Annotated in this window: 21 protein-coding genes; 14 read left to right on the plus strand and 7 right to left on the minus strand. The window is 59.8% G+C overall.

Translation table 11 applies throughout. The features are described from left to right. Position 1: 1 nt before the first annotated feature. The 4 genes from kdsA to ispD all read left to right on the plus strand — a co-directional run bounded on the left by kdsA (position 2) and on the right by ispD (position 3,448). Positions 2-847, plus strand: coding sequence for a 3-deoxy-8-phosphooctulonate synthase (kdsA, locus tag ACP7CJ_RS01940; protein ID WP_010563535.1), 846 nt, complete (start codon positions 2-4; stop codon positions 845-847). A gap of 157 nt (positions 848-1,004) precedes the next feature. Further along, positions 1,005-2,294, plus strand: a complete 1,290-nt coding sequence (gene eno / locus ACP7CJ_RS01945; RefSeq protein WP_276196860.1) for a phosphopyruvate hydratase — start codon at positions 1,005-1,007, stop codon at positions 2,292-2,294. Positions 2,295-2,465: 171 nt separating this feature from the next. Next, positions 2,466-2,744 carry a cell division protein FtsB gene (gene ftsB / locus ACP7CJ_RS01950; RefSeq protein WP_276196861.1) on the plus strand — a complete coding sequence of 93 codons (279 nt, stop codon included), beginning with the start codon at positions 2,466-2,468 and terminating at the stop codon, positions 2,742-2,744. Beyond that, on the plus strand, positions 2,741-3,448 hold the full coding sequence (ispD, locus tag ACP7CJ_RS01955) for a 2-C-methyl-D-erythritol 4-phosphate cytidylyltransferase (protein WP_276196862.1): 708 nt from the start codon (positions 2,741-2,743) through the stop codon (positions 3,446-3,448). The genes ftsB and ispD overlap by 4 nt, the downstream gene beginning before the upstream one ends. 130 nt (positions 3,449-3,578) lie before the next feature. Here the strand turns inward: ispD and ACP7CJ_RS01960 are convergent, their stop codons facing one another. Next, positions 3,579-4,475: a LysR substrate-binding domain-containing protein gene (locus ACP7CJ_RS01960; protein WP_247402482.1), complete on the minus strand. Its 897-nt coding sequence runs from the start codon at positions 4,473-4,475 to the stop codon at positions 3,579-3,581. Positions 4,476-4,584: 109 nt separating this feature from the next. On the opposite strand from ACP7CJ_RS01960, the gene ACP7CJ_RS01965 reads away from it, so the two are divergent. From ACP7CJ_RS01965 to rpoS, 8 genes are all read left to right on the plus strand, one after another. After that, positions 4,585-5,697, plus strand: coding sequence for an S-(hydroxymethyl)glutathione dehydrogenase/class III alcohol dehydrogenase (locus ACP7CJ_RS01965; protein ID WP_247402481.1), 1,113 nt, complete (start codon positions 4,585-4,587; stop codon positions 5,695-5,697). A gap of 8 nt (positions 5,698-5,705) precedes the next feature. Next, positions 5,706-6,551 carry an S-formylglutathione hydrolase gene (gene fghA / locus ACP7CJ_RS01970; RefSeq protein WP_276196863.1) on the plus strand — a complete coding sequence of 282 codons (846 nt, stop codon included), beginning with the start codon at positions 5,706-5,708 and terminating at the stop codon, positions 6,549-6,551. 54 nt (positions 6,552-6,605) lie between these two features. Next, positions 6,606-7,079, plus strand: a complete 474-nt coding sequence (gene ispF, locus ACP7CJ_RS01975) for a 2-C-methyl-D-erythritol 2,4-cyclodiphosphate synthase (protein ID WP_025855145.1) — start codon at positions 6,606-6,608, stop codon at positions 7,077-7,079. Further along, positions 7,076-8,134, plus strand: coding sequence for a tRNA pseudouridine(13) synthase TruD (gene truD / locus ACP7CJ_RS01980; RefSeq protein ID WP_276196864.1), 1,059 nt, complete (start codon positions 7,076-7,078; stop codon positions 8,132-8,134). The genes ispF and truD overlap by 4 nt, the downstream gene beginning before the upstream one ends. Further along, entirely contained in the window at positions 8,122-8,871 is a 750-nt protein-coding gene (gene surE, locus ACP7CJ_RS01985) for a 5'/3'-nucleotidase SurE (RefSeq protein WP_276196865.1), read from the plus strand. The genes truD and surE overlap by 13 nt, the downstream gene beginning before the upstream one ends. A gap of 41 nt (positions 8,872-8,912) precedes the next feature. After that, positions 8,913-9,548: a protein-L-isoaspartate(D-aspartate) O-methyltransferase gene (locus ACP7CJ_RS01990; RefSeq protein ID WP_247402496.1), complete on the plus strand. Its 636-nt coding sequence runs from the start codon at positions 8,913-8,915 to the stop codon at positions 9,546-9,548. A gap of 208 nt (positions 9,549-9,756) precedes the next feature. Next, positions 9,757-10,593 carry a peptidoglycan DD-metalloendopeptidase family protein gene (locus ACP7CJ_RS01995; protein ID WP_426099563.1) on the plus strand — a complete coding sequence of 279 codons (837 nt, stop codon included), beginning with the start codon at positions 9,757-9,759 and terminating at the stop codon, positions 10,591-10,593. 105 nt (positions 10,594-10,698) lie between these two features. Further along, positions 10,699-11,703, plus strand: a complete 1,005-nt coding sequence (gene rpoS / locus ACP7CJ_RS02000; protein ID WP_276196867.1) for an RNA polymerase sigma factor RpoS — start codon at positions 10,699-10,701, stop codon at positions 11,701-11,703. Between the two features lie 201 nt (positions 11,704-11,904). Here the strand turns inward: rpoS and ACP7CJ_RS02005 are convergent, their stop codons facing one another. Continuing rightward, positions 11,905-12,114, minus strand: a complete 210-nt coding sequence (locus tag ACP7CJ_RS02005) for a cold-shock protein (protein WP_002554837.1) — start codon at positions 12,112-12,114, stop codon at positions 11,905-11,907. Positions 12,115-12,514: 400 nt separating this feature from the next. Here ACP7CJ_RS02005 and dcd point away from each other — a divergent pair, with 400 nt between their 5' ends. Beyond that, a complete protein-coding gene (gene dcd / locus ACP7CJ_RS02010; protein ID WP_058412395.1) occupies positions 12,515-13,081 on the plus strand; it encodes a dCTP deaminase in 567 nt (188 codons plus the stop codon). A 107-nt stretch (positions 13,082-13,188) separates the two neighbouring features. Then, positions 13,189-13,395, plus strand: a complete 207-nt coding sequence (locus ACP7CJ_RS02015; RefSeq protein WP_247407568.1) for a hypothetical protein — start codon at positions 13,189-13,191, stop codon at positions 13,393-13,395. 247 nt (positions 13,396-13,642) lie between these two features. Here the strand turns inward: ACP7CJ_RS02015 and ACP7CJ_RS02020 are convergent, their stop codons facing one another. From ACP7CJ_RS02020 to ACP7CJ_RS02040, 5 genes are read right to left on the minus strand one after another with little or no spacing between them, the layout of a single operon-like run. Continuing rightward, positions 13,643-14,407 (minus strand): ABC transporter ATP-binding protein, encoded by a 765-nt coding sequence (locus ACP7CJ_RS02020; RefSeq protein ID WP_010563548.1) that lies wholly within the window; start codon positions 14,405-14,407, stop codon positions 13,643-13,645. Positions 14,408-14,420: 13 nt separating this feature from the next. Next, positions 14,421-15,539, minus strand: a complete 1,119-nt coding sequence (locus tag ACP7CJ_RS02025; protein WP_276196869.1) for a succinylglutamate desuccinylase/aspartoacylase family protein — start codon at positions 15,537-15,539, stop codon at positions 14,421-14,423. A gap of 9 nt (positions 15,540-15,548) precedes the next feature. Beyond that, positions 15,549-16,259, minus strand: a complete 711-nt coding sequence (locus ACP7CJ_RS02030) for an ABC transporter permease (protein WP_017844772.1) — start codon at positions 16,257-16,259, stop codon at positions 15,549-15,551. Then, positions 16,256-16,984 (minus strand): ABC transporter permease, encoded by a 729-nt coding sequence (locus ACP7CJ_RS02035; RefSeq protein WP_247407180.1) that lies wholly within the window; start codon positions 16,982-16,984, stop codon positions 16,256-16,258. Before ACP7CJ_RS02035 ends, ACP7CJ_RS02030 begins: the two co-directional genes overlap by 4 nt. A 57-nt stretch (positions 16,985-17,041) precedes the next feature. Then, the gene (locus ACP7CJ_RS02040; RefSeq protein WP_276196870.1) at positions 17,042-17,821 is read right to left on the minus strand and encodes a transporter substrate-binding domain-containing protein; all 780 of its coding nucleotides are present in this window, start codon (positions 17,819-17,821) and stop codon (positions 17,042-17,044) included. Positions 17,822-17,849: the final 28 nt, after the last annotated feature.

Here is a 17,849-nt window from a genome sequence, read left to right on the forward strand (position 1 = left end):
GATGGCCCAGAAGATCATTCGCGTAGGCGACATCGAGATTGCCAACGACAAGCCAATGGTGCTGTTCGGCGGCATGAACGTGCTGGAAAGCCGCGACATGGCGATGCAGGTCTGTGAAGAGTACGTGAAGGTTACCCAGAAACTGGGTATCCCTTATGTGTTCAAGGCCAGCTTCGACAAGGCCAACCGTTCGTCTGTGACGTCCTATCGCGGCCCGGGCCTTGAAGAAGGCATGCGGATCTTCCAGGACATCAAGCAAGCCTTCGGCGTGCCGATCATCACCGACGTCCATGAGCCTGAACAGGCTGCCGTGGTCGCCGAGGTATGCGACATCATCCAGTTGCCGGCCTTCCTGTCGCGCCAGACCGACCTCGTGGTCGCCATGGCCAAGACCGGCGCGGTGATCAATATCAAGAAAGCCCAGTTCCTCGCGCCCCAGGAAATGAAACACATCCTGAACAAGTGCGTGGAAGCGGGTAACGACCAGTTGATCCTCTGCGAGCGCGGTTCGAGCTTCGGCTACAACAACCTCGTGGTGGACATGCTCGGTTTCGGCATCATGAAACAGTTCGAATACCCGGTGTTCTTCGACGTGACCCACGCGCTGCAAATGCCGGGTGGTCGCGCCGATTCCGCTGGCGGGCGTCGTGCCCAGGTCTTGGACCTGGCCAAGGCGGGCATCAGCCAGTCCCTGGCCGGCCTGTTCCTGGAAGCCCACCCGGACCCGGACAACGCCAAATGCGACGGTCCTTGCGCCCTGCGCCTTGACAAACTGGAGCCATTCCTGGCCCAGCTCAAGCAATTGGACGAACTGGTCAAGAGTTTTCCGACGGTAGAGACCGCGTAAGCGCCATTTCTCCGGTAAAGTATCCCACGCTAAATGCTCAGGCCCTGGGGCCTGAGCCTTGTCGTCTGCAAGTCTGCCCCGTTGTTTCCCCCTTGCGGTCGATCAAAAGATTTCCTTCAGCTGCGTCGTTTTCGTCAACTTTGGAGTGTTTACAACAATGGCAAAAATCGTCGACATCAAAGGTCGTGAAGTTCTCGACTCCCGTGGCAACCCCACCGTCGAAGCCGACGTGCTTCTCGATAACGGCATCATCGGCAGCGCCTGCGCGCCGTCCGGTGCTTCCACAGGTTCGCGCGAAGCGCTGGAACTGCGTGATGGCGACAAGAGCCGTTACCTGGGCAAGGGTGTCCTCAAGGCGGTAGCCAACATCAACGGTCCGATTCGTGACCTGTTGCTGGGCAAAGACCCGCTGGACCAGAAAGCCCTGGACCACGCGATGATCAAGCTCGACGGCACTGAAAACAAAGGCAGCCTGGGCGCCAACGCCATCCTCGCCGTGTCCCTGGCTGCCGCCAAGGCCGCCGCCCAGGACCAGGACCTGCCGCTGTACGCCCACATCGCCAACCTCAACGGCACGCCGGGTGTGTACTCGATGCCGGTACCGATGATGAACATCATCAACGGTGGCGAACACGCCGATAACAACGTCGACATCCAGGAATTCATGGTGCAGCCGGTTGGCGCCAAGACCTTCTCCGAAGGCCTGCGCATGGGCACCGAGATTTTCCATCACCTCAAGGCTGTCCTGAAGGCCCGTGGCCTGAGCACTGCCGTGGGTGACGAAGGTGGCTTCGCGCCGAACCTGGCGTCCAACGAAGATGCACTGAAAGTGATCTCCGAAGCCGTGGCCAACGCCGGCTACACCCTGGGCACCGACGTGACCCTGGCCCTGGACTGCGCTGCCAGCGAATTCTACGAAGACGGTAAGTACAACCTGTCCGGCGAAGGCCAGGTGTTCAACTCCGAAGGGTTTGCCGAGTACCTCAAAGGTCTGACCCAGCGCTACCCGATCATCTCGATCGAAGACGGCCTGGACGAGTCCGACTGGGACGGCTGGAAAATCCTTACCGATAAGCTCGGCGAAAAAGTCCAACTGGTTGGCGACGACCTGTTCGTGACCAACACCAAGATCCTGAAAGAAGGCATCGACAAGAAGATCGCCAACTCGATCCTGATCAAGTTCAACCAGATCGGCACCCTGACCGAAACCCTGGAAGCCATCCAGATGGCCAAGGCTGCGGGCTACACCGCCGTGATCTCGCACCGCTCCGGTGAAACCGAAGACTCGACCATTGCCGACCTGGCCGTGGGCACGTCGGCGGGCCAGATCAAGACCGGCTCGCTGTGCCGTTCCGATCGCGTATCCAAGTACAACCAATTGCTGCGTATCGAAGAGCAACTGGGGGGTAAAGCCAAGTACAACGGTCGCGGCGAGTTTCGCGGCTGATCAGTAAATGGTAAAAAGTCGGCGGGTTGTGTCGGAAAAATCACGAGAATGTGAAATTCGACGCTAATCTGATGGCGATCAAGCACAAGCCTGGGTCTTCCAGGCTTCGTGCTATCAGTTACTTTAAAAGTTCTGCATGGCTGTCTTTTTTCACTGGATACCCGATATTCGATGCGCAGTCCCAACTGGTTGTTCCTCGTCTTGCTCTTGTTGCTGGCTGGCCTGCAGTACCGCCTATGGGTGGGTAATGGCAGCTTTGCGCAGGTAGAAGACCTGACCCAGCAAATTGCTGACCAGCACGCCGAAAACGAACGCCTGCTGGAGCGCAATCGTGTCCTCGATGCCGAGGTGCTTGAGCTGAAAAAAGGTACGGAGACCGTCGAAGAGCGGGCTCGTCATGAATTGGGCATGGTCAAGGAGGGCGAAACCCTCTACCAGTTGGCCCAATGAATCACTGTTTGCCGGCCTTCTGGGCCGTGATTCCTGCCGCGGGCGTCGGTGCCCGTATGGCTGCAGACCGTCCCAAGCAATACTTGCAACTGGGCGGGCGCACTGTTCTCGAACACAGCCTTGGCTGTTTTCTCGACCACCCCTCGCTCAAGGGCCTGGTGGTCAGTCTTGCCGTTGATGACCCTTACTGGCCCAGCCTGGCGTGTGCCGCTGACTCGCGTATTCAGCGGGCGGACGGTGGTTTGGAGCGTTCGGGCTCGGTGCTCAATGCGCTGCTGCACCTCAATGCACTGGGCGCCAGCGATGATGACTGGGTGTTGGTACACGATGCCGCGCGGCCTAACCTGAGTCGTGATGACCTCGACAAGTTGCTCGCCGAACTCGCGGATGACCCCGTGGGTGGCTTGCTGGCCGTGCCGGCCCGCGACACCCTCAAGCGCGTCGACAAGCACGGGCGTGTGGTCGAAACCGTCGACCGCAGCCTGATCTGGCAAGCCTACACGCCGCAGATGTTCCGCCTGGGCGCGTTGCATCGCGCGTTGGCCGACAGCCTGGTGGCCGATGCGGTGATCACCGACGAAGCCTCGGCCATGGAATGGTCCGGCCAGGCGCCGCGTTTGATTGAGGGGCGCTCGGACAATATCAAGGTGACCCGGCCTGAGGATTTGGAGTGGCTGCGGTTGCGGTGGGCTAACCGGCGGTAGTCAGTTGCACCGAGTTGATGCTTTCGCGAGCAAGCCCGCTCCCACATTCGATCGCGTTTATCCTGTAGGAACACGGTCGAGTGTGGGAGGTGGCTTGCTCCCGATCGAGGTGGGTCTAAACACTGATTAATCAACGGCTGTACTCCGGCCGCTCGGCCAATCCCTCCTTCAAGAAATCCACCAGCTTCCTGACCTTCGGCGACAAATGCCGCTGCTGCGGATACAACGCCCACACCGCCGTATTCGGCGGCTGATGCGCCTCCAGCAACGACACCAACGCGCCACTGTGCAAATGCTCCAGCACGTAATAGTCCGGCAACTGGCACAAGCCCACCCCTTGTAACGCCGCGTCCAATACCGCTTGCCCACTGTTGCAGCGCCAGTTGCCTTGCACCCGTTGGGAAAATTCGCGCCCATCCTGGGCCAGTTGCCAGATGTCCGAGCTGCCGACCAGGCAGTTATGCCGACTCAATTCCGACAAGCTATGTGGCCGCCCATACCGCGCCAGGTAGGACGGCGACGCGCACAAGTACATGCGTCGCGGCGCCAGGCGGCTGGCGACCATGCGCGAGTCTTGCAGGCGCCCCAGGCGAATTGCCAGGTCGAGGCCTTCGTGGACCAAATCCAACTGGCGATTGCTCAGCTCGATATCCACCCGCAGTTGCGGGTAAAGCCCCATGAACCGCGTCACCAGTGGCACGATAAACCGCTCGCCATACGCCACGGCGCAGGTCATGCGCAGCATACCCTTGGGCTCGCTGGCGAGGTCGCCGACGGCGCGCAGGGCTTCTTCGCGGCCATCCTGCAGGCGCTGGCAGTGCTGTAGAAAGGTCTGGCCGGCTTCGGTCAGGGTCACTTTGCGCGTACTGCGATACAGCAAGCGTGTTTGCAGTCGCTCTTCCAGGCGTGCCACCTGTCGGCTGATGTGGGACGAAGACACCCCAAGGCGTTCCGCCGCCGCCGTGAATTGGCTGCATTCAGCGACGGCGACGAACTCATCGATGCCTTCCCAGCGGTTTTCCAGCATGGCGATTATCCCCGTACAGCAATAAAGTTTTGCTTTTGCCTGGATTATTAATCAGTCAGCCATGTTTTACACTCACCGCCTCAGTTTTTAACTCCCTGGAGAAACCCGGATGATCAAGTCCCGCGCGGCTGTAGCCTTCGAAGCCAAGAAGCCCCTTGAGATCGTAGAAGTGGATGTCGCCATGCCCAAGGCCGGCGAAGTGCTGTTGCGCGTGGTAGCGTCCGGCGTGTGCCATACCGACGCCTACACCTTGTCGGGCGCCGACCCGGAAGGCATCTTCCCGTCGATTCTCGGCCATGAAGGCGGTGCCGTGGTTGAAGCGATCGGCGAGGGCGTGACCTCGGTTGCCGTCGGCGACCATGTGATCCCGCTGTACACCCCGGAATGCGGCAAGTGCAAATTCTGTCTGTCGGGCAAGACCAACCTGTGCCAGGCCATTCGTGCCACCCAGGGGAAAGGCTTGATGCCGGACGGCACCACGCGTTTCTCCTACAAGGGTCAGCCGATTTTCCACTACATGGGCACCTCGACCTTTTCCGAGTACACCGTGCTGCCGGAAATTTCCGTGGCGAAGATTCCTAAAGACGCGCCGCTGGAAAAAGTCTGCCTGCTGGGATGTGGCGTCACCACCGGTATCGGTGCGGTGATCAACACCGCCAAGGTCAAGCCCGGCGACACCGTCGCCATCTTCGGCCTCGGCGGTATCGGCCTGTCGGCGGTGATCGGTGCGGTAAAAGCCAAGGCCGGTCGCATCATCGCCATCGACATCAACCCGGCCAAGTTCGAAATCGCCAAGCAACTGGGCGCCACCGACTGCATCAACCCGAAAGACTACGACCGCCCGATCCAGGACGTGATTGTCGATTTGACTGACGGCGGCGTGGACTTTTCCTTCGAGTGCATCGGCAACGTGCAACTGATGCGCGCCGCCCTTGAATGCTGTCACAAAGGCTGGGGCGAATCGGTGATCATCGGCGTTGCCGGTGCCGGCCAGGAAATTTCCACCCGTCCATTCCAACTGGTGACCGGCCGCGTCTGGCGCGGTTCGGCCTTCGGCGGCGTGCGTGGTCGGACTGAATTGCCCAGCTACGTGGAAATGGCCCAGAGCGGCGAGATCCCGTTGGACACCTTCATCACCCACACCATGGGCCTGGAAGACATCAACAAAGCGTTTGAGCTGATGCATGAAGGCAAGAGCATTCGTACCGTCATCCACTTCTGAGGTCGGCCATGAGTCTGGAAAACCTGTCGTGCCAGAAGAGCTTCGGCGGCTGGCATAAACGCTACAAGCATCATTCTGACGTGCTCGGTTGCGACATGACCTTCGCCGTCTACCTGCCGCCGCAGGCGGAGCAGGGCGGCAAGCTGCCGGTGGTGTACTGGCTGTCCGGGTTGACCTGCACCGATGAAAACTTCATGCAGAAAGCCGGCGCCCAGCGCATGGCGGCCGAACTGGGGCTGATCATTGTCGCGCCGGACACCAGCCCCCGTGGCCCCGGTGTGCCGGGCGATCCGGACAACGCCTGGGATTTCGGTATTGGGGCCGGTTTCTATCTGAATGCCACCCAGGAACCCTGGGCCAAGCATTATCGGATGCATGACTACGTGGTGCAGGAATTGCCGGCGTTGGTTGAAGCGCATTTCCCAGCTTCGGATAAACGCGGTATCAGCGGCCACTCCATGGGCGGTCACGGTGCGCTGGTGTGCGCGTTGCGCAACCCCGGGCGTTACCTATCGGTGTCGGCGTTTTCGCCGATCAACAACCCGATGGATTGCCCATGGGGCCAGAAAGCCTTCTCCCGTTACCTGGGCGAAGAACGCTCGAAGTGGCGCGAGTGGGACGCATGCGTGCTGATCAGCGAAGCCTCGGAAAAACTGCCATTGCTGGTGGATCAGGGCGACCGCGACGACTTCCTTGCGGTGCAGCTCAAGCCCGAAGCCTTGCAGCAAGCGGCGAAAGCGGCCAATCACCCGCTCGAACTGCGCCTGCAACCCGGCTACGACCACAGCTACTTCTTTATCGCCAGCTTCATCGAAGACCATTTGCGACATCATGGTCGTGCTTTGCTCGGTTAATATGCGACAAAAGTAGGTAGAATCACGCCCTGAATTAAATCGGGGCGTTTTTTTATGCGTATTGGCCACGGCTACGATGTGCACCGTTTCGCTGAAGGCGATTTCATCACTTTGGGCGGTGTGCGCATTGCGCACCACCATGGGTTGCTGGCTCATTCCGACGGCGATGTCGTGTTGCACGCCTTGAGCGACGCCTTGCTCGGCGCAGCCGCGCTCGGCGATATCGGCAAGCACTTTCCGGACACCGACCCGACCTTCAAGGGCGCGGACAGCCGCGTATTGCTGCGCCATGTGGTCGGACTGATCCACGCCAAAGGCTGGAAAGTCGGCAACGTCGATAACACCATCGTGGCCCAGGCGCCGAAAATGGCCCCCCACATCGAGTCGATGCGCGCGCTGATCGCCGCGGATCTGCACATTGAATTGGATCAAGTGAACGTGAAAGCCACCACCACCGAAAAGCTCGGGTTTACCGGTCGTGAAGAGGGCATCGCGGTGCACTCCGTCGCCTTGTTGCTGCGCGCATGAACGACCAGCAACTGTTGGGCCCGCGGGCCTATGGCGAGGCTTTGGGCAGCGCCGTATTGAAGGCTACCGCTGAAGATTTCCAGGTCGATGAAGTGCTCGATATCCCGCTGACCGGCGAGGGTGAGCACCTGTGGCTGTGGGTGGAAAAGCGTGGCCTCAACACTGAAGAGGCCGCCCGCCGGATCGCCAAGGCCGCCGGCGTGCCGTTGCGCACCGTCAGTTATGCCGGGCTCAAGGATCGCCAGGCGTTGACCCGCCAGTGGTTCAGTGTGCAACTGCCGGGCAAGGCTGATCCGGACCTGAGCGGCGCGGAAAACGACACCCTCAAGATCCTCAAGACCGGCCGTCACAAGCGCAAGCTGCAACGGGGTGCCCATTCGGCCAACGGCTTTACCTTGCGCTTGACGCAACTGGCGGGGGATCACGCGGCCATTGATGCGCGCCTGCAACTGATCGCCCAGCACGGCATTCCCAATTATTTCGGCACCCAGCGTTTTGGCCACAACGGCGGCAATGTGGTGGATGCGCGTGAGTGGGCGGCCCGCAAGGCCTTGCCGGAGCAGCGCAATGTGCGTTCGCGGTTGCTGTCGACGGCGCGCAGTTTCCTCTTCAACAAAGTGTTGGCAGCGCGTGTCGCGGACGGTTCCTGGCAGCGTGCCCAGGTCGGCGATCTTCTGGCCTTCACCGACAGTCGCAGTTTTTTTCCGGCGGGGGAGGCTGAATGCAGCGACCCGCGCCTGGCGATCCTGGACCTGCACCCCACCGGACCGCAGTGGGGCGAAGGCGATTCGCCGGCTACCGGTGCAACCCATGCACTGGAGCAGGCGGTTGCCGCCGGTGAAGCCGACCTGCGCGATTGGCTGGTGAATGCCGGCATGAGCCAGGAACGTCGCATTCTGCGACTGCCCATTGGCGGGTTGACGTGGCATTATCCCGGGCCTGACATTCTGCAATTGGAATTCGTCCTACCGGCCGGATGCTTCGCCACTGTCTTGGTGCGCGAGCTTGTTGATCTGGTGCCGGTGGGGCAGACGGACAGCCCATGCGTATTCTGATATCAAATGACGACGGTGCCACCGCACCTGGCCTCGCCGCGCTTCATGCTGCGCTGGCGGATTACGCCGAGTGCGTGGTGGTTGCCCCCGACCAGGACAAGAGCGGCGCCAGCAGTTCGCTGACGCTCGACCGTCCGCTGCACGTGCACGTTCTGGCCAATGGCTTTATCAGCGTGAACGGCACCCCCACCGACTGCGTACACCTGGCGATCAACAGTTTGTTGGATCAGGAGCCGGATCTGGTGGTGTCGGGCATCAACCTTGGCGCCAATCTGGGAGATGACGTGCTGTATTCTGGCACCGTGGCGGCCGCCCTTGAGGGGCGCTTCCTGGGTCGGACGTCGTTCGCCTTCTCGTTCGCCTCGCGCCAATTGGATAACCTGCCGACTGCCGCCTATTTTGCGCGCAAGCTGGTGGAAGCCCATGGTTCCCTCGATCTGCCGCCCCGGACGGTGCTTAACGTCAATATCCCCAATTTGCCCATCGAGCATATTCGCGGCATCCAGCTCACGCGCCTGGGCCATCGCGCCCGTGCGGCGGCACCGTTGAAGGTGGTCGACCCACGTGGCAAGGAAGGTTATTGGATCGCCGCCGCAGGCGATGCCGAAGACGGCGGCCCGGGCACCGATTTTCATGCGGTTATGCAAGGCTATGTCTCGATTACCCCGTTGCAACTCGATCGCACCTTCAGTGATGCCTTCAGTAGTCTCGATGGCTGGCTGGAGGGCTTGCGCTGATGGCTCGTGAACAAGACGACCTGCTGCGTCGCGGTATAGGGATGACTTCGCAACGTACCCGCGAGCGTCTGATCCAGCGCCTCTACGAAGAGGGTCTGTCCAATGCCCAGGTGTTGGAAGTGATCCGGCGCACGCCTCGGCACCTGTTTGTCGATGAGGCCCTGGCCCATCGCGCCTATGAAGACACGGCGTTGCCGATCGGGCATAACCAGACCATTTCCCAGCCGTATATGGTCGCGCGCATGAGCGAACTGCTGCTGGAGGCTGGCCCGTTGGACAAGGTGCTGGAGATCGGCACCGGTTCGGGTTACCAGACTGCGGTGCTGTCACAGTTGGTGGAGCGTGTGTTCTCGGTGGAGCGCATCAAGGTGCTGCAGGATCGCGCCAAAGAACGACTGGTGGAACTGAACCTGCGCAACGTGGTGTTCCGCTGGGGCGATGGCTGGGAAGGCTGGCCGGCGCTGGCGCCATACAACGGCATCATCGTCACCGCGGTTGCCACCGATGTGCCGCAGGCGTTGCTCGATCAGCTGGCTCCTGGCGGTCGGCTGGTGATCCCGGTGGGTTCCGGTGAAGTGCAACAATTGATGCTCATTATCCGTGAAGAGGAAGGCTTTTCGCGGCATGTGCTCGGTGCTGTGCGTTTCGTGCCGTTGCTCAATGGCCCGCTCGCCTGATCATTTATTCGCGCGCAGTGAATTCTGTTGGCGGGGATGTGTCTTACGGCGGGGTCTATAGAGTCAACATGATCGGTCGTTGGTTTAAACGCGATGAATTTTTCGTTTCAGTCGTGTGCCAGTAAAAAGCCAATGCCCAGTTATACTTACGACATATTTCAAGCCTGATACAGGCATTCATGTTCAGCCACCACAAAGGGAGCGGCGGGTGAGTCTCACAGGTCTTGCGCAGCGTATGAGTAAAACAAGCTTTCAGCGACTGGTGCTTGGCCTTGTCTTGAGTTCCTTATTGGCGGCTTGTTCGAGCACGCCTTCCGGGGGCGCGAGGGTGGTTGACCGCACCAACGCAGCACCGCAAAAGCCGACCGTGACCACGGGGCAATATGTGGTGCGTAAGGGCGATACGATGTTTTCCATCGCCTTCCGTTATGGCTGGGACTACAAGGCACTCGCCGCGCGTAACAGTATTCCTGCGCCATACACGATACATCCAGGTCAGACCATTCGCTTCGATGGACGCACCGGTTCAACGCCGACGGCAGTTGTGACAAACACCGGATCTTCGCCCTCGTCTTCGAGCAAAACCACGATCATCACCCGGCCTGCAGGCACCGCCGCACCTGCGGTTGCGAGCAAGCCGGCAGCCGCGCCGCTGCCGCCTGCGGGGCCTGCACCGAGCGGTTGGGGATGGCCTTCAAACGGTGTATTAATTGGAAAATTCTCTTCAAACGGCAGTTTGAATAAAGGCATTGATATCGCCGGGGATTTGGGACAGCCTGTTTTAGCTGCGTCTGATGGGACAGTGGTGTACGCCGGGAGTGGTTTGCGGGGCTACGGCGAGCTGGTCATCATCAAACACAGCGATACCTACGTCAGTGCTTACGGTCACAACCGTAGGCTGTTGGTTCGGGAGGGGCAGCAGGTCAAAGTCGGACAGACAATTGCCGAAATGGGGTCAACTGGTACAGACCGGGTGAAACTGCACTTTGAGATTCGCCGCCAAGGGAAGCCTGTAGATCCGCTGCAATTTCTACCCCGTCGTTGATGTGTTGCCAGCCTGTTCCCTCGCGTAGAAGGAACAGGCTCCAGCGTTGCCAAGGATAAAGGCGTCGCTTGAGCTTGAGGTCGAACTCACCAAAGGACTATAACAATGGCTCTCAGTAAAGAAGCGCCGGAGTTTGACATCGACGATGAGGTTCTCCTTATGGAGACCGGTGTCGCTATGGACTCGATGTCGAATGAGGGATCTGCGGTACCTTCAGTTCGCACCAAATCCAAGAACTCCACTGCGTTAAAACAGCACAAGTACATTGACTACACGCGGGCGCTCGATGCGACCCAGCTGTACCTCAATGAGATCGGTTTTTCCCCTCTGCTGACTCCCGAAGAAGAAGTCCATTTTGCGCGCTTGTCGCAAAAGGGTGATCCGGCTGGGCGCAAGCGCATGATTGAAAGCAACCTGCGTCTGGTGGTGAAAATCGCCCGACGCTACGTCAATCGTGGGCTGTCCCTGTTGGACCTGATCGAGGAGGGCAACCTCGGCTTGATCCGGGCGGTGGAGAAATTCGACCCTGAGCGGGGGTTTCGCTTCTCGACCTACGCCACCTGGTGGATTCGCCAGACCATCGAACGGGCGATCATGAATCAGACCCGCACGATCCGCTTGCCGATCCATGTGGTCAAGGAACTCAACGTCTACCTGCGGGCTGCGCGTGAGCTGACCCAAAAACTCGATCATGAACCCTCGCCCGAAGAAATCGCCAACCTGCTGGAAAAGCCGGTAGGCGAGGTCAAGCGCATGCTCGGTCTTAACGAACGCGTGTCCTCGGTCGACGTCTCGCTGGGCCCGGATTCGGATAAAACCCTGCTGGACACCCTGACGGATGATCGCCCGACGGACCCTTGCGAGCTGTTGCAGGACGATGATCTCTCCCAAAGCATTGACCAGTGGCTGTCGGAACTTACAGACAAGCAGCGCGAGGTGGTGATTCGCCGCTTCGGCCTGCGCGGCCATGAGAGCAGTACCCTGGAGGATGTAGGCCAGGAGATTGGCCTGACCCGTGAGCGGGTGCGGCAGATCCAGGTAGAAGGGCTCAAGCGCTTGCGTGAGATCCTGGAGAAGAATGGCTTGTCGAGTGAGTCGTTGTTCCAATAGCGACGCAGTTTGAATGTGGGAGGGGGCTTGCCCCCGATGGCAGTGGTTCAGTCACTGGATGTATCGACTGACCCACCGCTATCGGGGGCAAGCCCCCTCCCACATTTTTGAGCATGGTATTTTATTTATGTATGCCCAAATCCCAGGCATAAAAAAACCCCGCTTTTAAGGGCGGGGTTCTTTCGACTAAGTCAGTACAAGTTAGATAACTTGAACTTCTTCAGCTTGCATGCCTTTCTGACCGCGGGTAGCGATGAAAGAAACCTGTTGGCCTTCTTTCAGGCTTTTGAAGCCGTCGGATTGGATAGCTTTGAAGTGAACGAACAGGTCGTCACCGGATTGTGGAGTGATGAAGCCGAAGCCTTTTTCATCGTTGAACCACTTAACGGTACCAGTTTGGCGATTAGACATGGTGTATCTCCTTGGACAAAGTTAACTGCGACTCAGGAAAAGCCCTGGCCGAGACTGAGTGCAAAGAGCAGGAAAAATTCTTGGAGATGGTTGGATCGAAATTCAACATATCGTGTAGAGATTCTCAGTGACACAAGCAGCACAGTGGCGCCACCTTAACCCTTTTTCCGGAACGTGCCAATGGTATTTCCGAAGGTTTCTCTATTTTCGTGATTGGCGGTGGTATTTACGTTCACTGCGCACGCCGATTTGGGGCCCGGCCCCGCTGGCTGCGGCGTATATAAGGCGGGCATAGATCAAGACATTCATTAACAAAAGCCCCACGCCCTTTGAACCCCAACGCCCACCCCGGTAAGATGCCCAACAGAATTTTTCCACCTCGCTATTCAGGACACCCGCCATGAGCATCAAATCGGACAAGTGGATTCGCCGCATGGCGCAAGAGCACGGCATGATCGAACCGTTCGTTGAGCGCCAGATCCGTGGTGAAGGCGCTGATCGTGTGATTTCGTATGGTGTTTCCAGCTACGGCTACGACGTGCGTTGTGCCGATGAATTCAAGGTGTTCACCAACATCAACTCGGCCACCGTCGATCCGAAAAACTTCGACGAAAAGAGCTTCGTCGACGTCAAGAGCGACGTGTGCATCATCCCGCCCAACTCCTTCGCCCTGGCGCGCACCGTGGAATTTTTCCGTATTCCCCGCGACGTGCTGACCATCTGCCTGGGTAAAAGCACTTACGCGCGCTGCGGCATTATCGTCAACGTAACGCCGCTTGAGCCTGAGTGGGAAGGCCACGTCACCCTGGAATTCTCCAACACCACCACCCTGCCGGCGAAGATCTACGCCAACGAAGGCGTGGCGCAGATGCTGTTCCTGCAGTCCGATGAGGCCTGTGAAGTGTCCTACAAGGACCGTGGCGGCAAGTACCAGGGCCAGCGCGGCGTCACCTTGCCACGCGCCTGATAGAAACGTCCTACGCTTAAAGGGAATTAGTCTGGGGAAAGTGACTCTATTGGGTGTACTGCCTCGGTGCGTGCAAAACGCGCCGAGCCACGCTTGAGGAGTACCTTATGAAGATCGACCCGCGAATCAGCGCCGAACTCGCCCGGCTTGAACCCAACCAGATTGGTGTTCTGGCCTGGTCCCTGATGGCCGACCCTGCCTATGCGGGCGGTATCCCCGGTCAACCTGACCCCGATTTCCCGGACCCTACCGAACCTCGCGAGCCTGGCGAACCGACCCTTCCGGACGAGCCACCACCCGCGCCGATCGCCTGAGGCCTGCAGGTTGGGAAATGGTCAGTTCTCCAACAGACTGGCCAGGTCGCCTGGCGGTCGATCACAGAAGTCCGCCGCTGGTGGTCCTGCTCCACTGAATATCCTCAGCAAAGGCCCCAAACGCCGTCAGCAGGCCGCCTGCGGGGTTTGCCGCGATCAAGCTCATGCGCCGGCTCGGCAGGCCCTCAGAGCGCTCAGGCGGGGCTGGGGGCGAGCAGGGTGTTTGCGGTAACGCTTAGCAAAAAAATTACTTCAAATTGCCACTCAGGAATTGTTGCAGGCGCTCACTCTTCGGGTTGCCCAGCACATCTTCTGGCGTGCCTTGCTCTTCCACCAAGCCCTTGTGCAGGAACAGCACCTGGCTCGACACCTTGCGCGCAAAGCTCATCTCGTGGGTCACCATGATCATGGTGCGGCCTTCCTCTGCCAGGCCCTGGATCACCTTCAGCACTTCGCCCACCAGCTCCGGGTCGAGGGCCGAGGTGGGTTCGTCGAACAGCATCACCTCCGGCTCCATCGCCAAGGCGCGGGCGATGGCCACGCGTTGCTGCTGGCCACCAGAGAGAAATGCCGGGTATTGATCGGCCACGCGGGCCGGCAGGCCGACTTTGTCCAGGTAGCGACGGGCACGGTCCTCGGCGTCTTTCTTACTGCAGCCCAGCACCCGGCGCGGGGCCATGGTGATGTTTTCCAGCACGCTCATGTGGCTCCACAGGTTGAAGTGTTGGAACACCATCGCCAGGCGCGTGCGCAGGCGCTGCAGCTCGGCGTCGTCGGCCACGCGCATGCCGTGGCGGTCGCTGACCATACGGATCGGCTTGTCATCGAGGGTCATCGCACCGTCGTTGGGCGTTTCCAGAAAGTTAATGCAGCGCAGGAAGGTGCTCTTGCCCGAACCGCTGGCGCCGATCAGGCTGATCACGTCACCGGTCTTGGCCTTGAGCGAGACGCCTTTGAGCACTTCATTGTCGCCATAGCTTTTATGCAGGCCTTCAACGGTCAGTTTGTACATGGGGCGTGCATCCTCAAGGCGAAAGTAGGTAGCCGCTGCGGTAGGCCTCTGAGCCTGCAACGTGGCCGATGACCATCCCTGCAGTGGCCATGCGCCGCAGCGAACGGGCGTAAAGCAGGCCGGCGCTTTTGCAATGCACAGGCGTTACGCGGTCAGTAATGGGGTCGATGATTTCGGCGATCAGTTGCCCGGCTTCGAGGTATTCACCGGGCAAGGCGCTGAACACCAGCAAGCCGCCGACCGGCGTCGCTACCGGTTCGACGCCCGCCAGCGGGGTGGCCGGGTAGGGCAGGTCGGGCAGCGGTGCCACGTCGCCGGCAATCGCGCCGAAGTGAATCAGGTAGTCGATGATCGCCTGGCAGTCGAGGCCGGCCAGGCCATGGTTGACGTCGCCCTGGCCGCGCAGTTCGACGGTCACCGAAAAACAGCCCATGGGGATCGGGAAGCGTTCGCCGAAGCGTTGCTGCAACTGCCACCACACCAGGGTGAAGCACTCATCGAAGGATTGCCCGCCGGAATCGGTGGCCAGCAAGTTGGCCTCCGAGCCGATATACCGCGCCAGCGGCTCCACCTGCGGCCAGGCCTCGGGCGTGGTGTACAGGTGCGCCACGGCTTCGAAGTCGCAATGCAGGTCCAGCACCATGTCGGCATCACAGGCCAGGCGTTGCAGCACCAGGCGCTGGGATTGCAACTGGGTCGTGACGGTTTGCTCCGCCAGGGCGCTGGACAGCGCCTCGCGGATCAGTTCGACGTTGCGCTGGGGATCCTCCCCGAGCAAATCCTTGACCTGATCACCCACCTCTTCACTGAGGTCGACAAACAGGCGATTGAAGTTCTGCCCGCTTTCCAACTCATAGCGGCCCAGTGGGATGTCCATCAACACTTGTTCGAGGCCCGCCGGGTTGGCGATGGGTACCAGCACGACTTCGCTGCGCAAGCGCCCGGCGGCGGCCAGTTGCGCCAGGCGTGCCTTGAGGTGCCAGGCCACCAGCATGCCCGGCAGTTCATCGGCATGCAGCGACGACTGGATGTAGATCTTGTGTTCGGCCTGCTCCGGGCCGAAGTGGAAGCTGTGAATCTGCCGCGCCGTGCCTGGCACCGGCGCGATCAGTTCATGGATCTGATGACGCATGAAGGCTCCTTAATGGCTCGGCCCGAGGAAAGCCAGCCAGCGGCGCTCCGCCAGACGAAACAGACCGACCAGGGCAAAGGTCACAGTCAGGTAGATCAGCGCAGCGATGCCGAATGATTGAAAGGTGAGGAAGGTGGCCGAGTTGGCGTCCCGGGCTACTTTGAGAATGTCCGGGATCGTCGCGGTAAACGCCACCGTCGTCGAGTGCAGCATCAAAATCACTTCATTGCTGTAGTACGGCAATGAACGGCGCAGGGCCGACGGCATGATCACATAGGCATACAGCTTCCAGCCGCTGAGGCCGTAGGCTTTGGCCGCTTCGACTTCGCCGTGGGCCATGCTGCGGATCGCCCCGGCGAAAATTTCGGTGGTGTAGGCGCAGGTGTTGAGGGCGAAGGCCAGGACCGTGCAGTTCATCGCGTCGCGAAAGAACGCGTCCAGCACCGGCTGGGCGCGCACGGCGGCAATGCTGTAGATGCCGGTGTAACAGATCAGCAATTGGATATAGAGCGGCGTACCACGAAACAGGTAGGTGTAGAACTGCACCGGCCAGCGCACCAGAGGGTTACGCGACACCCTGGCGATGGACAGCGGGATCGACACCAGAAAGCCGATCACCAATGAGGCGCTGAGCAGCCACATGGTCATGGCCAGGCCGGTGATGTGCTGGCCGTCGCTGTAAAGGAATGGGCGCCAGTATTCCTGCAAGAGTTCGATCATCGCACGGCCTCCCGGGAGCCTGCCGAATAGCGACGTTCAAGACGGCGCAGGACAAAGTTGGACGCACTGGTGATCAGCAGGTAGATCAAGGCGGCAACCACCAGGAAGTAAAACAGTTGATAGGTGCTCTTGCCGGCATCCTGCGCGGCCTTGACCAGGTCTGCCAGGCCGATGATCGACACCAGCGCGGTGGCCTTGAGCATCACCATCCAGTTGTTGCCGATGCCCGGGAGGGCAAAGCGCATCATTTGCGGGAAGGTCACGTAGCGAAACCGCTGCCCGCGTTTGAGGCCATACGCCGTGGCGGCTTCCAGTTGGCCACGGGGCACCGCGAGGATCGCGCCGCGAAAGGTTTCGGTGAAGTACGCACCGTAAATAAAGCCCAGGGTGATCACCCCGGCGCTGAATGGGTCGATTTCGATGTATTCCCATTCCATGAAGTCGGTAAGACCGGTCAGCCAGGTTTGCAGGCTGTAGAAAATCAGCAGCATCAGCACCAGGTCGGGCACGCCACGAATCAGCGTGGTGTAGAGCTGGGCGGGAATGCGCAGGAAGGGCAGGCTGGACAGTTTGGCGCTGGCGCCGAGCAGGCCCAGCAACACGCTGACGGCCAGGGACAGCACCGACAACTTGATGGTCATCCAGGTGCCTTGCAGCAACAGCGGGCCGAAACCCTTCAAACTGAGCGCGCTCAGCCCGAGGGTTTGCAACAGTTCTTCGAACATAAATCAGGACCTATGGCGATAAAAAAGCGCCCCTTGCGGGAAGGGGCGCCCCAGGCATTATTTGCCGCTGTACAGGTTCAGATCGCCAAAGTGTTTCTTCTGGATGCTGGCGTAGGTGCCATCATCATGTAACGCTTTGATACCTTTATCCAAAAAGGCCTTCAGCTCAGTGTTACCTTTTTTGATACCGACCGCCGTTTTCGACGGCAGCAATGGGTCGTCGATGGCCGCGCTGACTTCATAACCGGCACCGGCCGGCGACTTCAGGAAGCCCAGTTCGGCTTGCAGCATGTCCTGCACGGAGGCGTCGAGACGACCGGAGGTCAGGTCAGCGTACACCTGGTCCTGGTTGGCGTAGGCCTTGGTGGTCACACCGGCTTTATCCAATACGGCCTTGGCATAGGCTTCCTGGATGGTGCCTTGCTCGTAGCCCACGGTTTTGCCCTTGAGGGACTCAGGCGTCGAGTAACCGGCGCCCTTCTTGAATACCAGCGAAGTCGGGCCGGAGAACAGCTCGTTGGAGAAGTCGATGGCCTTCATACGGGCTTCGGTGACGGTCATGGACGAAATCACGCCGTCGAATTTGTTGGCTTTGAGGCCTGGAATCATGCCGTCGAAGTCGCTTTCGACCCACTTGCACTTGACCTTCAGCTCGGCGCAGATCGCATTGCCCAGGTCGATGTCGAAGCCCACCAGGCTGCCGTCAGCCGCTTTGGACTCGAACGGTGCGTAGGACGGATCGACACCAAAACGCAATTCCTTGTATTCCTTGGCCAAGGCGGAACCTGCGGCCATGCACAGAGCCAGTGCAGAAAGGGTCAGCAATGCTTTTTTCATTATGTAATCCCTGGAAACCAAGATAAGC

Origin of the sequence: Pseudomonas sp. PSPC3-2, from assembly GCF_049897085.1 — a bacterium.
GTDB classification, from domain to species: Bacteria; Pseudomonadota; Gammaproteobacteria; order Pseudomonadales; family Pseudomonadaceae; genus Aquipseudomonas; species Aquipseudomonas paraveronii.

What these genes read in the sequence shown, in the direction of transcription:
- kdsA (WP_010563535.1), top strand. Translation starts at nt 2, where the DNA reads ATGGCCCAGAAGATCATTCGCGTAGGCGACATCGAGATTGCCAACGAC.
- eno (WP_276196860.1), top strand. Translation starts at nt 1,005, where the DNA reads ATGGCAAAAATCGTCGACATCAAAGGTCGTGAAGTTCTCGACTCCCGT.
- ftsB (WP_276196861.1), top strand. Translation starts at nt 2,466, where the DNA reads ATGCGCAGTCCCAACTGGTTGTTCCTCGTCTTGCTCTTGTTGCTGGCT.
- ispD (WP_276196862.1), top strand. Translation starts at nt 2,741, where the DNA reads ATGAATCACTGTTTGCCGGCCTTCTGGGCCGTGATTCCTGCCGCGGGC.
- ACP7CJ_RS01960 (WP_247402482.1), bottom strand. Translation starts at nt 4,475, where the DNA reads ATGCTGGAAAACCGCTGGGAAGGCATCGATGAGTTCGTCGCCGTCGCT.
- ACP7CJ_RS01965 (WP_247402481.1), top strand. Translation starts at nt 4,585, where the DNA reads ATGATCAAGTCCCGCGCGGCTGTAGCCTTCGAAGCCAAGAAGCCCCTT.
- fghA (WP_276196863.1), top strand. Translation starts at nt 5,706, where the DNA reads ATGAGTCTGGAAAACCTGTCGTGCCAGAAGAGCTTCGGCGGCTGGCAT.
- ispF (WP_025855145.1), top strand. Translation starts at nt 6,606, where the DNA reads ATGCGTATTGGCCACGGCTACGATGTGCACCGTTTCGCTGAAGGCGAT.
- truD (WP_276196864.1), top strand. Translation starts at nt 7,076, where the DNA reads ATGAACGACCAGCAACTGTTGGGCCCGCGGGCCTATGGCGAGGCTTTG.
- surE (WP_276196865.1), top strand. Translation starts at nt 8,122, where the DNA reads ATGCGTATTCTGATATCAAATGACGACGGTGCCACCGCACCTGGCCTC.
- ACP7CJ_RS01990 (WP_247402496.1), top strand. Translation starts at nt 8,913, where the DNA reads ATGACTTCGCAACGTACCCGCGAGCGTCTGATCCAGCGCCTCTACGAA.
- rpoS (WP_276196867.1), top strand. Translation starts at nt 10,699, where the DNA reads ATGGCTCTCAGTAAAGAAGCGCCGGAGTTTGACATCGACGATGAGGTT.
- ACP7CJ_RS02005 (WP_002554837.1), bottom strand. Translation starts at nt 12,114, where the DNA reads ATGTCTAATCGCCAAACTGGTACCGTTAAGTGGTTCAACGATGAAAAA.
- dcd (WP_058412395.1), top strand. Translation starts at nt 12,515, where the DNA reads ATGAGCATCAAATCGGACAAGTGGATTCGCCGCATGGCGCAAGAGCAC.
- ACP7CJ_RS02015 (WP_247407568.1), top strand. Translation starts at nt 13,189, where the DNA reads ATGAAGATCGACCCGCGAATCAGCGCCGAACTCGCCCGGCTTGAACCC.
- ACP7CJ_RS02020 (WP_010563548.1), bottom strand. Translation starts at nt 14,407, where the DNA reads ATGTACAAACTGACCGTTGAAGGCCTGCATAAAAGCTATGGCGACAAT.
- ACP7CJ_RS02025 (WP_276196869.1), bottom strand. Translation starts at nt 15,539, where the DNA reads ATGCGTCATCAGATCCATGAACTGATCGCGCCGGTGCCAGGCACGGCG.
- ACP7CJ_RS02030 (WP_017844772.1), bottom strand. Translation starts at nt 16,259, where the DNA reads ATGATCGAACTCTTGCAGGAATACTGGCGCCCATTCCTTTACAGCGAC.
- ACP7CJ_RS02035 (WP_247407180.1), bottom strand. Translation starts at nt 16,984, where the DNA reads ATGTTCGAAGAACTGTTGCAAACCCTCGGGCTGAGCGCGCTCAGTTTG.
- ACP7CJ_RS02040 (WP_276196870.1), bottom strand. Translation starts at nt 17,821, where the DNA reads ATGAAAAAAGCATTGCTGACCCTTTCTGCACTGGCTCTGTGCATGGCC.